The 19719-nt window shown below is 70.9% G+C and carries 17 protein-coding genes and 1 tRNA gene; 6 read left to right on the top strand and 12 right to left on the bottom strand.

Translation table 11 applies throughout. The features are described 5' to 3' along the window. From efeB to FPZ41_RS33245, 6 genes are all read right to left on the bottom strand, one after another. On the bottom strand, nucleotides 1–1381 hold a 1381-nt coding region (gene efeB / locus FPZ41_RS33220), incomplete at its 3' end, for an iron uptake transporter deferrochelatase/peroxidase subunit (protein WP_152867314.1). A gap of 8 nt (nucleotides 1382–1389) precedes the next feature. After that, nucleotides 1390–3570: a copper resistance CopC/CopD family protein gene (locus FPZ41_RS33225; RefSeq protein ID WP_152867326.1), complete on the bottom strand. Its 2181-nt coding sequence runs from the start codon at nucleotides 3568–3570 to the stop codon at nucleotides 1390–1392. A 23-nt stretch (nucleotides 3571–3593) separates the two neighbouring features. Next, nucleotides 3594–4157, bottom strand: a complete 564-nt coding sequence (locus tag FPZ41_RS33230) for a copper chaperone PCu(A)C (protein WP_322621041.1) — start codon at nucleotides 4155–4157, stop codon at nucleotides 3594–3596. Continuing rightward, nucleotides 4154–4834 (bottom strand): SCO family protein, encoded by a 681-nt coding sequence (locus FPZ41_RS33235; protein WP_152867315.1) that lies wholly within the window; start codon nucleotides 4832–4834, stop codon nucleotides 4154–4156. Before FPZ41_RS33235 ends, FPZ41_RS33230 begins: the two co-directional genes overlap by 4 nt. A gap of 39 nt (nucleotides 4835–4873) precedes the next feature. Continuing rightward, on the bottom strand, nucleotides 4874–5623 hold the full coding sequence (locus FPZ41_RS33240; RefSeq protein ID WP_152867316.1) for a YcnI family copper-binding membrane protein: 750 nt from the start codon (nucleotides 5621–5623) through the stop codon (nucleotides 4874–4876). 342 nt (nucleotides 5624–5965) lie between these two features. Beyond that, nucleotides 5966–6757 (bottom strand): hypothetical protein, encoded by a 792-nt coding sequence (locus FPZ41_RS33245; RefSeq protein WP_152867317.1) that lies wholly within the window; start codon nucleotides 6755–6757, stop codon nucleotides 5966–5968. Nucleotides 6758–7181: 424 nt separating this feature from the next. On the opposite strand from FPZ41_RS33245, the gene FPZ41_RS33250 reads away from it, so the two are divergent. Next, nucleotides 7182–7631 carry an ATP-binding protein gene (locus FPZ41_RS33250; RefSeq protein ID WP_152867318.1) on the top strand — a complete coding sequence of 150 codons (450 nt, stop codon included), beginning with the start codon at nucleotides 7182–7184 and terminating at the stop codon, nucleotides 7629–7631. 363 nt (nucleotides 7632–7994) lie between these two features. Continuing rightward, nucleotides 7995–8816 (top strand): triphosphoribosyl-dephospho-CoA synthase, encoded by an 822-nt coding sequence (locus FPZ41_RS33255; protein ID WP_152867319.1) that lies wholly within the window; start codon nucleotides 7995–7997, stop codon nucleotides 8814–8816. Between the two features lie 173 nt (nucleotides 8817–8989). Here the strand turns inward: FPZ41_RS33255 and FPZ41_RS33260 are convergent, their stop codons facing one another. Together FPZ41_RS33260 and FPZ41_RS33265 are read right to left on the bottom strand one after the other, a co-directional pair. Next, nucleotides 8990–10483 (bottom strand): aminopeptidase P family protein, encoded by a 1494-nt coding sequence (locus tag FPZ41_RS33260; RefSeq protein ID WP_152867320.1) that lies wholly within the window; start codon nucleotides 10481–10483, stop codon nucleotides 8990–8992. A 93-nt stretch (nucleotides 10484–10576) separates the two neighbouring features. Next, nucleotides 10577–12133, bottom strand: a complete 1557-nt coding sequence (locus tag FPZ41_RS33265; RefSeq protein WP_152867321.1) for a PP2C family protein-serine/threonine phosphatase — start codon at nucleotides 12131–12133, stop codon at nucleotides 10577–10579. Nucleotides 12134–12615: 482 nt separating this feature from the next. Here FPZ41_RS33265 and FPZ41_RS33270 point away from each other — a divergent pair, with 482 nt between their 5' ends. Together FPZ41_RS33270 and FPZ41_RS33275 are read left to right on the top strand one after the other, a co-directional pair. Next, nucleotides 12616–13281: a bifunctional DNA primase/polymerase gene (locus FPZ41_RS33270; RefSeq protein ID WP_152867322.1), complete on the top strand. Its 666-nt coding sequence runs from the start codon at nucleotides 12616–12618 to the stop codon at nucleotides 13279–13281. Between the two features lie 166 nt (nucleotides 13282–13447). Next, entirely contained in the window at nucleotides 13448–14149 is a 702-nt protein-coding gene (locus tag FPZ41_RS33275) for a hypothetical protein (protein ID WP_322621042.1), read from the top strand. Nucleotides 14150–14392: 243 nt separating this feature from the next. On the opposite strand, the gene FPZ41_RS33280 is transcribed toward FPZ41_RS33275, so the two are convergent. The 3 genes from FPZ41_RS33280 to FPZ41_RS33290 all read right to left on the bottom strand — a co-directional run bounded on the left by FPZ41_RS33280 (nucleotide 14393) and on the right by FPZ41_RS33290 (nucleotide 17374). Further along, on the bottom strand, nucleotides 14393–15382 hold the full coding sequence (locus FPZ41_RS33280; RefSeq protein ID WP_152867323.1) for a DUF5926 family protein: 990 nt from the start codon (nucleotides 15380–15382) through the stop codon (nucleotides 14393–14395). 368 nt (nucleotides 15383–15750) lie between these two features. After that, a complete protein-coding gene (locus FPZ41_RS33285; protein ID WP_131558541.1) occupies nucleotides 15751–16383 on the bottom strand; it encodes an ATP-binding protein in 633 nt (210 codons plus the stop codon). Nucleotides 16384–16564: 181 nt separating this feature from the next. Beyond that, nucleotides 16565–17374 (bottom strand): glycerophosphodiester phosphodiesterase, encoded by an 810-nt coding sequence (locus FPZ41_RS33290; protein ID WP_322621043.1) that lies wholly within the window; start codon nucleotides 17372–17374, stop codon nucleotides 16565–16567. A gap of 336 nt (nucleotides 17375–17710) precedes the next feature. On the opposite strand from FPZ41_RS33290, the gene FPZ41_RS33295 reads away from it, so the two are divergent. Together FPZ41_RS33295 and FPZ41_RS33300 are read left to right on the top strand one after the other, a co-directional pair. Continuing rightward, nucleotides 17711–19216 carry a S1C family serine protease gene (locus FPZ41_RS33295; protein WP_322621044.1) on the top strand — a complete coding sequence of 502 codons (1506 nt, stop codon included), beginning with the start codon at nucleotides 17711–17713 and terminating at the stop codon, nucleotides 19214–19216. A 45-nt stretch (nucleotides 19217–19261) separates the two neighbouring features. After that, nucleotides 19262–19348 (top strand) — tRNA-Ser (locus tag FPZ41_RS33300). A 92-nt stretch (nucleotides 19349–19440) separates the two neighbouring features. On the opposite strand, the gene FPZ41_RS33305 is transcribed toward FPZ41_RS33300, so the two are convergent. Beyond that, a partial coding sequence (locus FPZ41_RS33305) for a primase alpha helix C-terminal domain-containing protein (RefSeq protein ID WP_194236292.1) occupies nucleotides 19441–19719 on the bottom strand: 279 nt, incomplete at its 5' end.

Below are 19719 nucleotides of genomic sequence, written 5' to 3' on the forward strand. Positions count from 1 at the left end.
TGTGTATAAGAGACAGCCCCTCCAGCAGCCGCTGTCCCACGTACTTGCCCTCCGCGGCCCCACCCGGAACCGCGAACAGGCCGCTCGCCTCGTGACGGATGTACTTCGACAGGGCGTCACCCCGGTCGAGCTTGCGCTGCACCGGGACGAAACCGCGCAGCGGGTCGGCCTGCCAGCAGACGAAGAGCAGGCCCGCGTCGGGCACCCCGTCCGTGTCGATGCCGTCGTGGAAGGAGAAGGGGCGGCGCAGCATGGCCGCGCCGCCGTTCTGGTCGGGGCGTGTGATCCGGGCGTGGGCGTTGATCGGGATGATCAGCCTGCCTCCGGAGTCGGTCTTCTCCAGGTCCGGCTCGGTCGTCTCGCTGCCGCCGGACAGGGGTGCCCCGGTGGACTTCTTCCGCCCGATGACGTCCTCCTGGTCCTCGGGCGAGAGCGTCTCCCAGTCGTCGAGGAGCATGCGGATACGGCGTACGACGGCGTAGGAGCCGTTCGCCATCCACGCTGGGTCGTCGGAGCCGGACGCGGGCACGAAGATGCGCTGGTCGAAGTCGGTGTCGGTCGGTTTCGGGTTGCGGGTGCCGTCGATCTGGCCCATGAGGTTGCGGGCCGTCATGGGCTGGGCGGTGGCTCCCGGTGAGCGGTTGAAGCCGTTCATCTGCCAGCGGACGCGTGCCGCGCTGCCCGCGTCCTTCTGGATCGCGCGCAGGGCGTGGAAGGCGACCAGCGCGTCGTTGGCACCGATCTGTACCCACAGGTCGCCGTTGCTGCGGGCCTTGTCCAGGTGGTCGGAGGAGAAGTCGGGCAGCGGGTCCAGCGCGTCCGGGCGCTGCTTCTCCAGCCCCGTACGGGCGAAGAAGCTGTACCCGAAGCCGAACGTGACCGTCAGGGACGAGGGTCCCGCGTCACGCGCCACGTCCGTGTCGTCCTGTGCGGATGCTTCGCCCGCCATCAGCCGCCGGGCGGTCTCCGACCAGCGTCGCAGCAGCGCGGCAGCTTCCTTGCGGCCCGCACCCGCGGCCAGGTCGAACGTGACGAGATGCCCGCGGGCCTGGAGGGCGGTGGTGATTCCGGGCTGATGTTTCCCGTGAAACATCACCTGGTCCGCGCCGACGGAGCTGAGCGGCGTGGTCGTGTCGGCCGAGTATCCGGCGGCTCCGCCCACGGCTCCCAGCGCGAGCCCGGTCGCCCCGGCGGTGCCCAGCAGACGCCGCCGCGAAAAGGCCCCGCCCGAAGGGGACGCCTCTCCGAGAGGTGCCCCCTTCGGGGAGGAGGCGCTCGTGGTGGACGCCGATGGCGCGGTGCGCTCCGAAGAAGTACTCCCCGGGGCGCCCGCGGTATCCGCTCCCGGTGCGGGAGCCTCGGGTGTGGACTGGTCAGCCATGATGTGGTTCAGCCGATCTGCGCGTTCTTCGTGACGGTCACCTGGTCGATGTCGGACGTCCGTACGGTGACCGCGACCTCCCAGTTGCCCGCCATGGGGATCTGCACCCCGACGGCCGTCCAGTGTCCGGTGGCGATGCGGTCGGGGACGACGGGCAGCGGACCGATGTCCTTCGCCTTGAGCGTGAAGGCGACCTTCAGCTCGGGGATGTCGAAGACCCTTCCGTTGGACCGCTGTACATAGACGTGCATCTCGTTGCCGCCCACGCGCGCGGGGTCGATGTCGACCCGTACGACCCCCTTGCCGTCCTGACTCCCCGTGTCGAACGGAATGTCCAGGGCCAGCGCCCCGGAGTCCCCGGCCACGTCGGACTGCTGCGCCGCGGACGTGGCCGCCTCGGCCTCCTCCACGGTGCGCCCGGGCTCGGTCACCGTCAGCGCCGTCGTCACGGCCAGCAGTACGACGGCCACGCCCGCCTCGGCGAGCACGGACCGGCGCAGTCCTCTGCGGCCCGGATCGGCGTCCCGGATGCGCTTCTCCCGCGTGGTGGCCATGGCGGCCCGCTGGCGGGCGAGTTGGGCGGCGCGCTCGGGATCCTCCGAGTCCTGCCCGGAGTCCGCCGAGTCCTCGGAGCCCCTGACCTCGTCCTCCGTGGCCGGAGCGGAGCCCTCCAGGGTCGTACTCGCCCCCTTCGCGCCCCCACCCGAGACCACAGCCGTCCGAGCCCCGTCCGTACGCTGCACGGCCCCGGACGCCACGGAGGCCGGGGAAGCCGGGGAGGCCGGGGAGGCCGGGGAGGCTGAGGAAGCCACGCTCTCCGCCGGAGTGTCCGCCAACCGGGCCGTCCACCGCCGGGAGATCCACGCGATGCCCACGAGCACCACGACGAGCCCGATCTTCACAAGCAGCAGTTGTCCGTACGAGGTCCCGGTCAGCGCCGACCAGGAGCCGACCTGGCGCCACGACTGGTAGACGCCGGTCGCCGTCAGGACGAGCACGCTGCCGAAGGCGACACGTGAGAAGCGGTGCACGGCCGCCGCCTCGACCGGGGCCTCCGCGGGCGCCCGGAACAGCGCGACGAGCAACGCCGCGAGCCCGCCCAGCCAGGTGGCGACCGCCAGCAGATGCACCACGTCGACGGGCATCGCGATCCCCGTCTGGATGCCGGCGGAGGCATGCTCGGCCATGGCCCAGCTCGCGGCCAGACCCGCGGCCACCACGCTCCCGCCGATCGCGAGCCCGAAGGTGAGGTCCCTCTTGTCGGCGTACGGTTCGGCGTCGCTGTCCCCGTCCCCGTCCGTATGGGCATCGCCGTCCACGTGGGCGTCGCTGTCCGTATGGGCGGGACTCTCCGTAATGGTCTCGCTGTCCGGGCCGTCGCCGTCCGCGCCCTCCTCGGCCTCGTCCCGCCGCGCGTACGCCCCGAAGAGCACCGCGATGAACAGTGCCGCAGCCGCGAGCAGCAGCAGCCGGGACACCAGCGCCGCGCCCGCCTTGGTCTGCAGCACGGTTCCGAGCAGGGTCAGGTCGAAGATGTCACCGACCTCCCCGGACCCGGTGTACGAGCCGCGCAGCAGCAGCATCGCCAGGGTGGCCGCGGTCAGCGTGAGCCATCCGGACACCACGAGCCGTTGCACGGGCCGTATGCCCGCCCCCCGCTGCCAGCAGGCGAGCACGAAGGCGGCGCCGCCGACCAGGAGGATGAAACCGGTGTACGCGGCATAGCGTGCGAACCCGTAGAGTCCGCCGACGATCCCGCCGCCCGCCGCCTGCTCGGGTACCGCGGCGGTGGTCTCCGAGGGCGCGCCCACGGAGAACGTGAACGCGCCGGAGATGGGATGGCTGTCCGCCGAGACCGCCTGGTAGGTGACGGTGAACGTGCCCTCGGGCAGCCCCGAGTGCAGCTTCACCCCGTAGGCGTTGCCGCCCAGGTCGGACGTCTTGCCGGTGTCGACCTGCTTGCCCTTGGGGTCGTACACCCGCACCGAGCCGTCGGACATCGCGATCTTCTCGGAGAAGGTGAGCGACACCTGGGTCGGCGCCTCCTTGACCACCGCCCCCTGCTGCGGGTCGCTCCCGGTCAGCGCGGCGTGCGCGGAGACCGGCACGGCGCCGGCGAGCAGGGCGCCGGTCACGGCGACGAACAGCAACAACAGCGCCCGGACACGAGGAGCGATGGCCTGCCTCAGGGGGCTCAACGGTGGTCCCTCCCTCAGTGGTGCGACGACGATGACGCCGCAGACGAAGACGACGACGAGAACGACAACGACAACGACGAGAACGGCGACGACGAGAACGGCGACGACGCGGACGACTTGGTCGACGCCGGCTGATACGTGGCCGACTTCACCGGCATCTCGACCTTGACCGGGTCGCTCTTCGCGAAGTGCAGTTCCACTGACACCGTCTCGCCCTCCTTCGGTTTGCGCTTCAGCTTCTCGAACATCAGGTGCATCCCGCCGCTCTCCAGGACGAGCCTGCCGTGGGCGGGGATGGCGCGGTCGGCGCTGCCGGCGCTCTCCATCGTCTGCCCGGACGTCGTGTGGATCGTGACGTCCTGGGCGATGTCGCTGGTGACGGACCGGAGGGTGTCGGGGGCGTCGCCGTCGTTCTCGATGACCAGGTAACCGGCTGCCATGGCGGCGGTAACCGGCTGGGGCATGTAGGCGGACTGCACCTTCAGGCCGGCCCCTTGGCTCCCGGTGTCCTCTCCGCCGCAGCCGGCGAGGGCGAGTACGGCGGCCATGGCCAAGGCCGCCCCGATGCGGAGCCTCACGGGTTCTCACCCTTGAGGAGCTTCGGCAGGTCCTTGGTGTAGTCCTCGACGGTCGCGTCCTCCCCGTACAGCACATAGCCGCCGTCGGTCTTCGGCGAGAACGCGATGACCTGGGTGCCGTGCATGGAGGTGACCTTGCCGTCCTTGCCCTTCGTCGGCGGATCGATCGAGATGCCGACGGTGCGGGCGCCGGCCTGGATCGTGTCGAAGTCGCCGGTCAGGCCGACGACATCGGGGTCGATGCCCTTGAGCCACTCGCCGAGGGCTTTCGGGGTGTCCCGCTCCGGGTCGGTGGTGACGAAGACGATGCGCAGGTTCGCCAGTTCCGACTTCGGCAGCTTCTTGGACACCTCCTTCTCGGCGACGGCGATGTTGTTCATCGTCAGCGGGCAGACGTCGGGGCAGTTGGTGTAGCCGAAGTAGATCAGCGTCGGTTTGCCCTCGGTCTCCTTGCGGAAGTCGTACGACTTGCCCTCCGTGTCCGTGAGGACGAGGTCCGGCTTCTCGAAGGGCTTGTCGAGGACCGTCGCAGCCTTGGTCGTGCCGGACTCCTCCGACACCTCGGCGACGGAGGCGTTCGCGTCGTCACCGCTGCTGCCGCAGGCGGAGAGGGTGAGGGCGGCGACGGCGAGCAGGGCCGCCGCCGCGTACGTCTTCTTCGGGCTGTTCGTGCGCATAGAAAAATGTCCCAGATGTTTGATGCGGGGGCGGAGAAGTCAGGCGCTCGTACGGCGGCGACCGGCCAGCACGCCGTAGGCCACGCCGGCGGCGCCCACGACGATGCCCACGACGCCAAGCACGCGGGCGGTGGTGTCGGTGCTGTCGGCGGGTTCGGCGGCGGACGTCTTGGCGGAGGCGGCCTCGGCGTCGTCGGTGTCCGATGCCGATGCCTGGTCGGCGCCCGCGCCCGACGCCCCGTGGTGGTCCTCGGTGGCGGCGGACAGGGCAAGCACCGGCGCCGGGCTCTCGGGCTCCTCCTGGCCCTTCTCCGGCACCTCGATCCAGCGCACGACGTCGTTGTCGGAGTACGTCTGGAGGGCCTTGAAGACGAGCTCGTCGCTGTCCTCGGGGAGCTGGCCCAGGGAGAGCGGGAACTTCTGGAAGAAGCCGGGCTCGATGCCCTTGCCGGTGGCCGTCCAGGTGACCTTGGAGACGGCCTCGTCGATCTTCTCGCCGTGCAGGTCGACCGGCTTGTCGAGCTTGGAGCGGGTGACCTCGACCTTCCAGCCGGCGACGGCCTCCGGCTGCACCGAGGCGAGCGGGTGGTCCGTCGGAAGGGTCACCTCCAGCTTGGTGGTCGAGGCGTCGTCGCGCTCGTTCGGGACCTTGAAGTTGACCGTCGCGTAGCCGCCCTTGGGGGCGGTGCCCTCGGGCGAGACGCTGACGTGGGCGAACGCGGGGGAGGACAGGACGACGACGGCCGAGGCGGCGACGGCACCGACGGCGGCGATACGGGAAGCCTTCATGGCAGATGACACTCCACAGAGACGGATGGTCCGGAGAAGAAGAGGGATGCGCGTGCGTGCCGGTGCCAGTGGGACCGCGAAAAGCGGCTCCGAGCATCCCCGAAAATTGCCCTCCTGGGGAGACGGCCTGCGAAAAGCGCCCTCTTGGGGAGGTGCCTTTCGGGAAACCGCCTCTACAGGAAGAGCCGTCCTTTACGGGGAGAACCGTCCTCTGGGGGGAGAGCCATCGACAACGAGGTCCCTGGGACATCGGAAAACGGCCGAAGCCCCGGGCCGGCGAAAACGACGGGCACGCGCGCGTGCCGGACGACGACGTCCCCTCCGGTGGAGTGGCGCGCCGCGTCAGGCAGCGAGCACGAGTACGGCGGCAGAGGAGGGCGGGCCGCGCCGGACCACCGTGTGCTGAAGCGCGGCCGTACGCGGCGCCGGTGGCTCCTCATGAGCGGAGCGCGCAGCGCGGCGTGCCACGTCCGGTGCTCCCGGGAGCCCGGAGCGCAGGGCACCCACCAGTGCGAGGGCCGCGCGCAGGGACCGTACGAGCGTGGCGCCCGCGGACAGCCGCACGATCCGCAGTAGCGCCAGGTCCCCGTGCCGCAGCACCCACCCGGTGGCGACGGCCGCGAGAACGTGGCCGAGCAGCATCGGCAGGGTCGGCAGAGCGGAGGCCGAGGAGCCCGTTGCCATCGCCGCGTCCGCGGGGCTGTGCGCGGCGTGCGCGTCCAGGCCGGCGTCGGTGAGGATGCGCTGGGCCTGTGCCGGGCTGATCGCGGCCGCGGTCGCCCCGCACACGAGGCGCGCGGCGCGCTCGACGAGGGCGGCGTCCATGGCGTCGGGGGCACCGGCCGGCGTGGCCGTGCCGTGCTGGCCGAGTCCGAACAGGGTGTGCAGCACGGTCTGGCCCAGCGCCAGCAACGTCGCGATGCCCAGCAGCGAGCGCTCGCACCCGGCGAGCGGCAGCGCGACGGCGAAGACGGCGGCGAAGCCTGCGCCCAGCGTCCACAGCGGGACCGTGGCGCAGGAGGCGAGCGCATGACCTGCCGCGGCCAGCACGACGCAGACCGCGGCGAACACCGCGGCCCGCAGAACCCGGAGATCACCTCCGGCGCGCGCCGTGCGCGGGTGGGGGGCAGTCATGGCGGGCTCATCATCCCACTGGCCCTACACGCCCCATTCGGCAGGTCCACAACGTGACATACGGCCGGAAGAAGGGTGTGCGTTCAGCGGGGACCCGGCGCATGTGCCGAGCCGGACGCTCCGGCACCGACGCGCGGGCGAAGGAGGGCTCTCACCGCGGAGCCCCCGCGGGAGCCCCGCGCTGCGGGCGGTGTCGGCGCCCCGCGCTCCGGGCGATGCCGTTCGCATCCTCGGACGTCATACGGATCCTTGGTCGCCTCCTGTGTCGGGTTGGTGAATCCTGCTGCCGGACAACCCCGCATACACCCAGGTCCGTCGTCCGCGCATCCGCTGTATGGGCGGCATCACGAGATCCATGCGCTTATACACCCGCGCTGGGGGCAATACGTAACGGTATGTCGAGCCGCGGCCAGGAGGCTGGAGCATGAGCATCTGGTGGTCACTGCATCTGCGGCGCGACGCAGCCAGCGTGCCGCTCGCCCGACGGCTTCTGCTCGGCACCATGGAGACCGCAGGCGTCGACCCGGACGTCTCCTACGACCTCTCCGTGGCCCTCAGCGAGGCCTGCGCCAACGCCGTCGAACACGGTGGAGCCACGCCCGGCTCGCCCGAGGCGTACCGGGTGACCGCGTACCTCGACGGTGAGAAGTGCCGTATCGAGGTCGCCGACTCCGGGCCGGGCTTTCCCGCCACGAGAGGGCGCCCACCGACCCGCCATGCCCGCACCGAAGCCGAGAACGGCCGTGGCCTCGGTCTCATCCAGGAGCTCGCCGACCACGTCCACATCGGCAACAAGCCGGGCCGCGGCGGTGCCGTGGTGAGCTTCGACAAGATCCTCAAGTGGCGCGAGGACTCTCCGCTGATGGCGGTCTAGCGATGGCGGTCTAGCGATGGCGGTCTGGCGATGGCTGTCTCGCGAATGGCGGTGTAGCGCGTCGGCACCGCGGCGGAGAGTTCGGGCGCAGCGGCACCGGAGCAACTCACCTTCACGTTCATCCGCCCGGCCAGGATCCCAGGCAACCTTCGCCTTCCCGTACTCTCAGGGCACTCACAGCTCCGCCCCAGCTTCCTGACGGCAGCCCTCCCTAACTTTCCGGCCATGACGGGAAACCACAGGAACACATCGATCATCCGGCGCCGCGGAAAGACCCCATCCACCGTCGCCTCCCCGTCCGACGCCTCCTCCCCGTCCGTCGCCTCCCTCCCGTCCGCCTCGGTCTCCTCGTAAGGCGCGCCGATGAGGAGCCGCGAGGACGAGACGCTGGCCCGGGCCGCCGTGACCGCGCTGACCCGGCAACTGGAACTGGCTCCCAAGCCCGGACTGCCCGATCCGCGTGACCTCGACGCCCGCGTCACCCGCCAGGACCACTGCGCGCACCGCTGGTCGGCGAAGGCGCTGGCGCCCGGCCTCGCGGCGATGGCGGCGGCCGCGCGCCGGACCGGTGCGCCGACGCCCGAACTCCGGGCGGAACTGGGCGCCATCGGCCGGTCCACCGAGCACTCGGTGGCCCTGGCCGGTGGCGGTCACCGGGGCGCGACCTGGGTGCTGGGCCTGCTGGTCGCCGCGGCGGCCCTGGAGCCGGGCGCCCGGGGACGTGAACTCGCCGCGACCGCCAAGAGGATCGCCGCCCACCCCGACCGGCGGGCCCCGCGACGGCCCTCCCGGGGCTCGTCCGTCTCCGCGACGTACGGCGCGGCCGGGGCGAGGGGCGAGGCACGGGCGGGGTTCCCGCACATACGGCGGGCGTTGGACGCCCTGTCCGGGGCACGCTCCTCGGGCGCACCCGAGCCGCAGGCCCGGCTCGACGCCCTTCTCACCGTCATGTCCACCTTGCAGGACACGGAGTTGCTCTACACGGCGGGCCCTCACGGGCTCCGTCACGTCCAGGCCGGCGCCCGCACGGTCCTCGACGCAGGCGGCACGTCCACGGACGCCGGCCGCGAGGCCCTGGCCGCCCTCGACGCCGACCTCCACGCGCGCGCGTGGAGCCCCCGTGGCAGCGCCTCGCTGCTGGCGGGCGCCCTGTTCGCGGACTCGCTGCCGGTGGTGCCCAGATAGACGACCTGGTTCGGCGCCATGCCCTGGAGCGCGCCGACCGGCCGCAGACAAGGGCCCGCTCCAGAAAATTGCCCCCTAGTCACACCAATGGCCGGGTACCCAGGAGGGCACCCGGCCAGCAGTGTCGTTTCAGCCCCCGGCCGGCATCACAAAGCCGCCCCCGAGGTCCTTGATCAGCCCTTCAGTGACGCCATCCACGACTCCACCTCGGCGGAGCGGCGCGGCAGCCCTGCCGACAGGTTCCGGTTGCCGTCCTCGGTGACCAGGATGTCGTCCTCGATGCGGACGCCGATGCCGCGGTACTCCTCGGGCACGGTCAGGTCGTCGGCCTGGAAGTACAGGCCGGGCTCGACGGTGAGGACCATGCCGGGCTCCAGCGTGCCGTCCACGTACGACTCCACGCGCGCGGCCGCGCAGTCGTGGACGTCCATGCCGAGCATGTGACCGGTGCCGTGCAGGGTCCAGCGGCGCTGCAGGCCCAGCTCCAGGACGCGCTCGACCGGGCCCTCGACCAGGCCCCACTCGACGAGCCTCTCGGCCAGCACGCGCTGCGCGGCGTCGTGGAAGTCGCGGTACTTGGCTCCCGGCTTCACGGCCGCGATACCGGCCTCCTGGGCGTCGTACACGGCGTCGTAGATCTTCTTCTGGATCTCGCTGTACGTGCCGTTGACCGGCAGCGTGCGCGTGACGTCCGCGGTGTAGTACGTGTGCGTCTCCACGCCCGCGTCCAGCAGGAGCAGGTCCCCGGAGTGGACGGGGCCGTCGTTACGCACCCAGTGCAGCGTGCAGGCGTGCGGGCCGGCCGCGCAGATGGAGCCGTAGCCGACGTCGTTGCCCTCCACGCGCGCGCGGAGGAAGAACGTTCCTTCGATGTAGCGCTCGGACGTGGCCTCCGCCTTGTCGAGGACCTTCACCACGTCCTCGAAGCCGCGCACGGTCGAGTCGACGGCCTTCTGCAGCTCGCCGATCTCGAAGTCGTCCTTGACCAGGCGGGCTTCCGAGAGGAAGACGCGCAGCTCCTCGTCGCGCTCGGCGGTCACCTTGTCGTGCAGCGCCGCCTCGATGCCTGCGTCGTAACCGCGTACGACCCGGACCGGGCCCGTGGCCTCCTTCAGCCTGGCCGCCAGTTCGCGCACGTCCGAGGCCTCGATGCCGTACAGCTGCGCCGCCTCGGTGAGCGAGTGGCGGCGGCCGACCCACAGCTCGCCCTGGCCGGAGAGCCAGAACTCGCCGTTGTCACGGTCGGAGCGCGGCAGGAGGTAGATCGTCTCCTTGTGGCCGCTCTTCCCGTCCGGGGACGTGGTGGGCTCCAGGACGAGGACGCCGTCCTCCGTCTGGTTGCCGGTGAGATAGGCGTACTCGACGGAGGCGCGGAAGGGGTATTCCGTGTCGTTCGAGCGGGTCTTCAGGTTGCCCGCGGGGACGACGACGCGCTCGCCCGGGAAACGCGCGGAGAGCGCGGCGCGGCGGGCGGCGGTCTCGGCGGCCTGGGCGATCGGCTGCAGGTCGCGCAGCTCCGTGTCGGCCCAGCCCGACTTCATGTTCTCGGCCAGCTCGTCGGACACGCCGGGGTACAGGCCGTTCTTGCGCTGCTTGACCGGCTCTTCTCCGGCATCGGTCGCCTCGGTCTCCGGGGTCTCCGGTTCGAGCTCGTCCGCCACGGTCATCCTCCTCGATAAGGCACTGGACGTCCCCCATCGTACGGTCGTACCGAAAAGGGACCAGGGTGCCTGAACCGGTGCGGGATCCCGGCCGCCCGGTCACTCGAAGCGGGCCGCCAGCAGCACCACGTCCTCGTCGCTGCCGTCCGCGGGTCCCGGCTCAGTCCGGTTGTGGGGTGCCCTCAAGGCCGGCCCGTCGGGCAGCACGCCGCGCAGGATGTGGTCGGCGACCGCACCGGGGTCGGCGCGCACCGGTCTGGGCAGAGCTGCCGCGGCGGCGTGCAGCCGGGCGAAGGCGCGGTCCATGGGGCCGCCCATGCGCCGCAGCAGACCGTCGGTGTAGAGCAGCACCGTCTCGCCCGGCTCGGCGCACAGCTCGATGCTGGGCGCCTCCCAGCAGGCGAGCATCCCCAAGGGGGCCGACAGGGACGTCTCCACGAACTCGGTGCGCCGCTCTCCGATCACCAACGGCGGGCTGTGCCCGGCCCCGGCCAGCGTGATCCTGCGCAGGGCGGGTTCGCAGTAGGCGTAGAGCGCGGTCGCCGAGCGGGCGGGTTCGGTGAGCCTCAGGAGCAGTTCGAGATCGGACAGGACGGCGACGGGGTCCTCGCCCTCCATCACGGCGTACGCCCTCAGGGACGCCCGCAGCCGACCCATCGCGGCGATCGCGCTGGGCCCCGACCCGGTGACGGACCCGACCGCGAGGCCGAGCCCGCCGTCAGGCAGCGGCAGCGCGTCGTACCAGTCGCCGCCACCGCGCGGGCCCGTGCGGTGCCGGGCGGCGAGCTGAATGCCGGCGAGGCGGGGCAGCCGGGAGGGAAGCAGTTCCTCGGCGATCGTCCTCATACACGCGCGCGTGCGCTCTGTTTCGACGGTCCTGGCCAGGTGCTCGGTCGCGTAACGGGCGTAGAGGCCGACCAGGTGCCGCTGCCGCTCGACCGGCTCGGCGGGTTCGTCGTAGAGCCAGACGGCGGCACCCAGGCGGCCCGCCGCCTCCGTGGTGAGCGGCAGCGCGTAACTGGCGGCGTAGCCGAGACGGGCGGCCACCTCACGGTGGCGGGGGTCGAGCCCGTCCTCGGCGAAGAGGTCGGGCTGTGCGATCTCGCCATCGCCGCCCGGGAGTCCGGCCGGTGTGTCGAGGAGCCGTCCGTACGACATGGAAGCGCGCGGCACCGTCTCGATGTGGCCGAGATCGGCCCGGCCGAGACCCAGGCCGACGGTCGTGTCCGGGCCGAGCCCGTCGCCCGGTTCGAGGACGACGAGACCGCGCCGGGCGCCTACGAGGGCGGCTCCGGAGCGCAGCAGTTCCTGGAGCGCGTCGCCGAGTGAGTCCGTGCGTGCCAGGCGCTCGGTGAGTTCGTGGAGGGTCGTGAGATCGGAGACCCGGCCCGCGAGTCGGTCCTGGAGAACGGCCTCGGCGGCGATGGACGGCGCGGCCGGAGGAGCGCCCGTGGCGGCGGGTGTGGGCACGACAGTGTGTGCGGGCGAAGGAACGGTTGAATCGATTCCAGCCACTTTCGGAAGGTGAGGGGCGTTCATGGTGTCCGACTTTCGGACCGGCGCGTATTGCTCCATAGCATCGCAAACCCCCATGTCATTTTGCGCCGCTAGCGGTGTCTCCACATGTACACGCACTCGTGAGGAGATGTCCAGCATTGTCCTGCGGGGATATCTGGTGTCCGTGGGATCCGGTGAGTCTCTTGTGAAATAGTAAAGTTGGCTTAAAAGTGCCTCAGGGAACGGCGTATTGCGGTCGACTGGCCTTGTTCGACAGAGCGTCACAGCGGTCGTGATGGGTACGTACTCGGTGAGAGCCAGGGGTGGCGGGGGCCACCTGGAACCTGGCGCCCCAGTCGAGCGTCCTATCCACCGACGACCGTGCCCCATCCTCCCGTGGCGGAGGCGGCGAGCAAGAGCGGGACGGCAAATCGCCGGGCGTCGCCACCCTTACGCCATGCCCGCGCTTTAGAGCAGACGCAGTATGGACACGGAAGCAGTCAGTGCTCGGCCCATAGGGGTTCCCTTTGTCTTGGACAAGGGTGTGCTGCGCCAGCAGGTACGCACAGTGAAGTGATCGACACATAATGTGATGTGGACCGCGGTGTTGCCAGGCGTGCAACGGAAAGGAGCGAGCGCTCATGCGCGAGATCCCCGGAAAGCGACGCAGGCTCCTGCCCCAGCGGAACGGCGGGAGGTCTGAGATGCTTCACCAGGCCCTGACGTTCGCGACCGAATGGCAGTGGCCCGTACTCCCGGGCGTGGCTCCGGATCCGCAGGGCCGGGCCCGCTGCGGATGCCCCGACGCGGAGTGTGTGGTGCCCGGCGCCCACCCCTTCGACCCCGGTCTCCTCGCGGCCACCACCGACGAGCGCATGGTGCGCTGGTGGTGGAGCAACCGGCCCGCGGCGCCCATCGTGCTGGCCACGGGAGGCAAGGCGCCCTGTGCGGTGAGCCTGCCGGCCCTCGCGGCGGCCCGCGCCCTCGAAGCACTCGACCGCATGGGGATGCGCCTCGGCCCGGTCGTCGCGACGCCCGCGCGCTGGGCGATTCTCGTGGCGCCCTACTCCATGGAGCAACTGGGCGAGTTGCTGTACGCCAAGGACTTCGTGCCGGGTTCCCTGCGCTTCCACAGCGAGGGCGGCTATCTGGCGCTGCCCCCGTCCGAGACCGGCATCGGCCAGGTCCGCTGGGAACGGGCGCCGTTGCCCGGCTCGGCCGCGCCCTGGGTGCCCGATGTGGAGGCCGTCGTGGACGCGGTGGTGGAGGCCCTCACTCGTACGGGTGTGAGCGCACCCGAGTTGTGAGGGTGTCGGGCGCGCGGGAAACCGGGCGCCCACTGCGGGGCGTTATCTTCCGTTCATGCAGTTTCATTCCGGTCGGCTTCGTTCTGGTCGGCACAGAGCCTCATGGCTGCGGCGTCGCGGGCCGGGGGCCCGAAGGGTTCGCCTGGGGGCGCTGATCGGGGTCGCGGTGGCCGCCGTCGCCCTGCCGCTGGCTGTGGCGTCCGCGGGGACTGTCGGCGACGCGGGACGGATGGTCGCCCGGGTGTCCGGACTCACCGACGCCACGACGCGAACCGCCGAAGGTGGAGCGCGTGAGGGCGAGACGTGGCACGACGGGTCGGCTGACGGCGGAGCGCGTCAGGACACAACGCGTGACGGCCGAGCGCACGGTGACGGACCAGCGCGCGACAACGAGCGAACGCAGGGTGGCGAGCGAACATACGGTGACGACGGGCGCACCGGTGTGTCCCACGCCGGCGCGGCGCGCGGCGAGGGGGTGCCGGCCCACTCGCGGTCGCTCCTGTCGCTGGGCTTCGACCTCGCCACCGCCACCCGCTGCGGCCCCGACCTCTCGTCCCCCGGCGGCATCGAGGCGCAGACCTGTGTGCTGACCCGGGGCGAGGAGACCTGGGCGCGGACCTATTACCGCAACGCGACGGGCGAGGAGCTGAGTTCCTTCCTCAGCCTCATGGCACCCGACGGGCGTTCCGTGCGGATGCGCTGCGTCGTCGGCGCGCAGGAAGAGCCCGGAGTGTGTGAGACGCCGCGGGAGCGAACGCGAGGCGAGCTGGGGGCGTACACAGCCGTCGCGGAGTTCGCGGGGAGCGCCGGACAAGGGCCACTGCTGCTGCGCTCCGGGAGCAACTCGTCCCAGACGAACGGCGGTTGACGCCCGTCCCGGTTCCGTACAACTGACCCCGTCCGAACCCGGGCATGGAAAGACCCGGTTGCTGGCGACGGGGGATGCACCAGCAACCGGGCTACTGGAACGGTAACAAGAGATCGGCTGTTAGCAAATTCGATCTCGGCTATTCAGACACCGATTTCCTTGTCACAGAGGGGAGTTGTGACAGGAGTCACCTGCTCCGTGAACGCCGGGTCGGCTGACCGGTCGGTCAGCCGACAGCGTCTCTCAGCTGAGCGTGACCTGTCGGTTGGTCAGCCCGCCGCGTGCCCGTCGCTCGTCCGCGGTCAGCGGCGCGTCCGAGGCCAGCGCGGTGGCGAGGCGCTCGGCGAACTCGGCGGCAGGCTTCTCGATGTCCTCCGCGCCGACGCTGCTCGGCAGATCCCAGACCGGCACCGTGAGACCGTGCGCACGGAAGGAGCCCACCAGACGGGTGCCCTCGCCGAGTGCCGACTGCCCGGCCGCGTGCAGCCGCGCGAGGGCGTCCAGAAGCTGCTCCTCGGCGTGAGGCATGACCCAGCGCAGGTGGTTCTTCTCGGGCGTCTCGCACCAGTACGCGGCGTCCACACCCTGGAGTTTCACGGTCGGGATAGCGGCGGCGTTGGCCCGCTCCAGGGACGCGGCCACATCCGGAGTCGCGTTCTCCGCGTCCGGAACCCAGAATTCGAAGCCCGTGTGCACAACTGGCTCGAACGCGCCTTCGGGATCGATCAGATCCTGCAGTCGCGGGCCCTCGGCCGGGGCACGGCGACCCTGGACCGGAGTGCCGGGCTCCGCAACGAGCGCGCGCTGGAGGGTGTCGGCCAGGTCGCGGCTGATGTCGCCCGACGCCGTGTCGTTCTGCAGGCCGAGCAGCACCGAGCCGTCGTCGCGGCGCAGGGCGGGCCATGCCATCGGCAGGACGGTGGCGAGCGTGACCGACGGGACGCCCTCCGGGAGGCCCTCCTTCAGAGTCAGCTCGACGGTGGCGGCCGGCACCAGCTCGCGCAGCGCGATCCAGTCGCACTCCCCCGGGAGCCCTTCGAAGGGGCGCTGCACCAACTCGGTCACCGCGTGCGCGGCGGCCCGGCCGTGGCAGGCCTTGTAACGGCGGCCGCTGCCACAGGGGCAGGGTTCGCGCGCGCCGACAACCGGAACGTGGCCGTCAGCGCCTGCGGCGCCGACTCCGCCCGTGTTCTGCGGGCGCTTGGCCTTCGTCTGGGGTCGCTTCTTGGCCATCGTGGGTGTCTCCCGGTTACGGCTCGTTTCGTACAGTCGCGAGCCTAGCCGCTCGTACGGCGACCGACGGGAACCTGTGGACAACGCACCGAGTCGTCCTGGAACCAGCGGTTCGATCCGGGTCCGCTCCAGACGAGGTGCCTGCTAGCCAGGGGGTGCCTGCCGGCCAGGGAGTGTCTTCCGGGGTTGCCGGCCGGTCGGGGGCAAGCGCCGTGTTCCGGATCGCAGATCCCTCGCTGCCGAGTCACTCGTCGCTCGTACCTGGCCGAAGGCCCCGCGTATCCGCGTTGCAGACCACCGTGCCCGAACCGAGCCAGACCACGCACATCACGCACCGAGCGATCTGTTCCCGAGTGGTGCGCCCCGTGCTAGTCCATGTCCTCGAAGGCGTCCGCCAGTTCCAGGCCGGGTATCGCGGAGACCGGCGGAGCCGTGACGCGGGTGACGAAGTCGTCGCGTCGGCGGGCGCGGTCCACGTTCTCCTGGACGACGACCCACACGGTGACCTCTCCGCGCGCGTCGTTCCGGACGCCCCAGTCGTCGGCCAGCGCGGTGATGATGTTCAGGCCACGGCCGCCATGGGCGGTGACCGAGGGTGTGGCCGGAACCGGGCTGGTCGGGCCACCGCCGTCCGTCACCTCGACGGTGAGCCGGCCCGACGGGTCGACGCACCACGCCGCGCGCACGTCGCCGTCCCCGGCGAGGGCTTCGTCGCCCAGTGGTCTGCCGTGCTTGCACGCGTTACTGAGTAGTTCGGAAAGGATCAGTACGGCATCGTCGATGACCGCTTCCGCCACACCACCGGTGCGCAGCTGGTCACGCATCCTGTGTCTTGCTTCCCCCACGCCCGCAGGGCCATGGGGTACGGCCATGCTCGACGACGTGGGCACCTCCTGTGCCACCACCAACGCCACCCCCGAGACCTCCTTTGCCCCACGCCACGGTGTGAATGCCCCATTGGGCTGAACTGGAAACCGGCCAATCCGCGTGCACTGACGCACTCGTAACGATCAAATACGGACCGAACGCGCCGGTGCACTCCCCGTAATCGCGTGGCTGGAATTCGGTGCTGTTCTGTGGCTTCCCGTGGCCTTCCCGCGGCCCCTGGTTCTTCTCAGGAGGCATCGGTTCTTTTCAGGGGTCATCCCGGGCGGAGGGTGGCACGCCGCGGCTCCGGCGGCGTCAGTGATCCAACTGCCGCAGCACCGCGCGCGGGCGGTTGGTGATGATGGCGTCGACGCCCAGGTCGACGCAGAGGTCGACGTCCTCGGGCTCGTTCACGGTCCACACGTGCACCTGGTGACCGGCCCGCTTCAGGCGCTCGATGTACGCGGGGTGATTGCGCACGATCCGGATCGAGGGCCCGGCGATCCGGACGCCCGCCGGCAGCCGCCCGTCGCGCAGCCGGGGCGAGACGAACTGCATCAGGTAGACCGTGGGCAGCGTCGGGGACGCGGCCCGGACGCGGTGCAGGGAACGCGCGGAGAAGCTCATGATCCGTACCGACGATTCGGCGGCGGACTCCGGGGCGTCCAGTCCGAACCGTTTCAGCAGGAGCAGCAGCCGCTCCTCCACCTGGCCCGCCCAGCGCGTCGGGTGCTTGGTCTCGATGGCCAGGTCCATCTGGCGGCCCGCGTCGGCGACCAGCTCCAGAAGGCGCTCCAGGGTGAGGACGGAGGTGTCCTCCCGGTCCTCGGGTCGGTGCTCCCAGTCGGGCTCCTCGTCACGGCTCTTCCAGGAGCCGAAGTCCAGGGTGGCCAGGTCGGCGAGCTCCAGGGCCGAGACCGCGCCGCGGCCGTTGGACGTACGGTTGACGCGGCGGTCGTGCACGCAGACGAGATGGCCGTCCGCGGTCAGCCGTACATCGCACTCGAGGGCGTCCGCACCGTCCTCGATCGCCTTCTTGTACGCGGCCAGGGTGTGCTCGGGGGCCTCTTCGGAGGCGCCGCGGTGGGCGACGACCTGAATCGGCTGCTGTCGTGCGTGGGTCACGGCGTCATGGTGCCACCGTGAAGGGGTATGCGTGAGGGTGGTCGCGTCACAAATCTGTCTGTTTAGTCCGATAGGTATGACAGGTCCGATATAAAGGATGGTCGCGGACCCACAGCCGCCGCTTATGGTGCTCTGACGGTCCATGGGAAAAGCTGACGGCAGACACAATCACATGACAAGCACATGCACAGATGTACGGATGCGCAGATGCACAGCTTCATCGTGCCGGATCGCTGAACCGCCGGACCGCCGAAGCGTGAACGCGTCTGACCGAGTGTGGCCAAGTGTGACCGAGCGCGACCAAGGAACAATAGCCGTGGATCGAGGAGAAGAGCTGTGAGCACCGAGAACGAGGGCACCGCGGTACCCCCCGCCCCGTCCGCACCTCCCGTGCCGGTGGAATCTCCCGCTGCTTCCGCACCGGCCAAGGCGTCCGAGTCGAGCGCCCCTGCCGGTGACGCCGCCGCACAGGACGCGCCGACGACTCCGATTCCGGCAGCGCCCACGGGGGCGCCGCCGTATGCGTCCGCCGACGGTCAGGGCGCCGGCGGCCACGCGCAGCCTCAGGGAGTCCCCGGAGCGCCCACCGGCGGGGCGACCTCGCCCGCGGCCGCCGGCTGGCCGCCGCCTCCGCCCCCGGCCATGCCGTCGTACGCGGACGGCGGCGGCTCGGGCACCGGCTGGGGCGCCTCGTACCAGCAGCCCGCGCCGAAGCCCGCCGGCAGGCGCGGCGGACTGCTCGCCGCGGTCCTCGTGGCCGCCCTCGTGGCGGGCGGTGTGGGCGGCGGCATCGGCTACACGCTGGCCGACCGCAACGAGAGCTCCACGGGTTCGACGACGGTCTCCGCCTCGCAGAGCGGCGGCGACCTCAAGCGTGACGCGGGCACCGTCGCAGCCGTCGCCGCCAAGGCGCTGCCCAGCACGGTCACCATCGAGGCCGAGAGCAGCAACGGCGAGGGCGGTACCGGCACCGGCTTTGTCTTCGACAAGCAGGGCCACATCGTCACCAACAATCACGTGGTGGCGGGCGCCGTCGACGGCGGCAAGCTCACGGCGACCTTCCCCTCCGGTAAGAAGTACGACGCCGAGGTCGTCGGGCACGCCCAGGGCTACGACGTCGCGGTCATCAAACTCAGGAGCGCTCCCTCGGACCTGAAGCCCCTGACCCTCGGCGACTCCGACAGGGTGGCCGTAGGCGACTCGACCATCGCCATCGGCGCGCCCTTCGGCCTCTCCAACACGGTGACCACGGGAATCATCAGCGCCAAGAACCGCCCTGTCGCCTCCAGCGACGGCAGCGCCAGCACCAAGGCGTCGTACATGAGCGCCCTGCAGACGGACGCGTCGATCAACCCCGGCAACTCCGGCGGTCCGCTCCTGGACGCGCAGGGCAACGTCATCGGCATCAACTCGGCGATCCAGTCCTCCAGCAACGGCGGCCTCGGCGGCACCGGCCAGTCCGGGTCGATCGGCCTGGGCTTCGCGATCCCGATCAACCAGGCGGAGAGCGTCGCCCAGCAGCTGATCAGGACGGGCAAGCCGGTCTACCCGGTGATCGGCGCATCGGTCTCCCTGGAGGACGGCGCGGGCGGAGCGACGATCAGCAACCAGGGCGAGGGCGGTGCCAACTCGGTCACCCCGGGCGGCCCCGCGGCCAAGGCCGGCCTCAAGCCCGGTGACGTGATCACCAAGCTCGACGACTCCCCGATCGACAGCGGCCCCACTCTCATCGGCGAGATCTGGACGCACCGGCCTGGCGACAAGGTGACCCTCACCTACCAACGTGACGGCAAGACCCGCACGGCCGAGGTCACCCTGGGCCAGCGCGAGGGCGACAGCTAACGGTTAGTCTTGTCCCCGCGCGCCCGACGATCGTGGGGCGCGCGGGGAGGCGTGCCCGAGCGGCCGAAGGGAACGGTCTTGAAAACCGTCGTGGCAGCGATGTCACCGTGGGTTCAAATCCCACCGCCTCCGCGCAGGTCATAGACGTTGCAGGTCAGAAGGGGTGCCACTCTCCGGAGCGGCACCCCTTCGGCATGGGCCCTGCCTCAACGTTGACCATGGACTCAAGGCCGCTGCCTCGTCATCCGTGCCGCCGAAGCGATTGTCGAGCGGGCCTCCCGTGCCGTGAGCCCCGTGCGTACCGCCGCGTCGACCAGGGCGTCGGCGAGGTCCGGCCCGATGCCGTTCTCGTAGGCGCGGCAGGCCGCCCAGAAGAGGCGGGTGTTGCGCTGGCCCTCATGTGCGGCGAGGACGAACTGGACCAGGCCCTGGCCGTGCTGGGTGGTGGATGCGACGGCGGTCGGGTGGTGGGCGCGCGGTGGGGGGAGCAGCAGGTGCAGGAG

The sequence above is a fragment of the Streptomyces acidicola genome, assembly GCF_009377235.1.
In the GTDB taxonomy this organism is placed as follows: Bacteria; Actinomycetota; Actinomycetes; order Streptomycetales; family Streptomycetaceae; genus Streptomyces; species Streptomyces acidicola.

Coding starts and splice junctions, on each gene's coding strand:
- FPZ41_RS33240 (WP_152867316.1), bottom strand. CDS start 5,623: ATGAAGGCTTCCCGTATCGCCGCCGTCGGTGCCGTCGCCGCCTCGGCC.
- FPZ41_RS33260 (WP_152867320.1), bottom strand. CDS start 10,483: ATGACCGTGGCGGACGAGCTCGAACCGGAGACCCCGGAGACCGAGGCG.
- FPZ41_RS33235 (WP_152867315.1), bottom strand. CDS start 4,834: ATGCGCACGAACAGCCCGAAGAAGACGTACGCGGCGGCGGCCCTGCTC.
- FPZ41_RS33245 (WP_152867317.1), bottom strand. CDS start 6,757: ATGACTGCCCCCCACCCGCGCACGGCGCGCGCCGGAGGTGATCTCCGG.
- FPZ41_RS33250 (WP_152867318.1), top strand. CDS start 7,182: ATGAGCATCTGGTGGTCACTGCATCTGCGGCGCGACGCAGCCAGCGTG.
- FPZ41_RS33265 (WP_152867321.1), bottom strand. CDS start 12,133: ATGCTGGACATCTCCTCACGAGTGCGTGTACATGTGGAGACACCGCTA.
- FPZ41_RS33255 (WP_152867319.1), top strand. CDS start 7,995: ATGAGGAGCCGCGAGGACGAGACGCTGGCCCGGGCCGCCGTGACCGCG.
- FPZ41_RS33280 (WP_152867323.1), bottom strand. CDS start 15,382: ATGGCCAAGAAGCGACCCCAGACGAAGGCCAAGCGCCCGCAGAACACG.
- FPZ41_RS33270 (WP_152867322.1), top strand. CDS start 12,616: ATGCGCGAGATCCCCGGAAAGCGACGCAGGCTCCTGCCCCAGCGGAAC.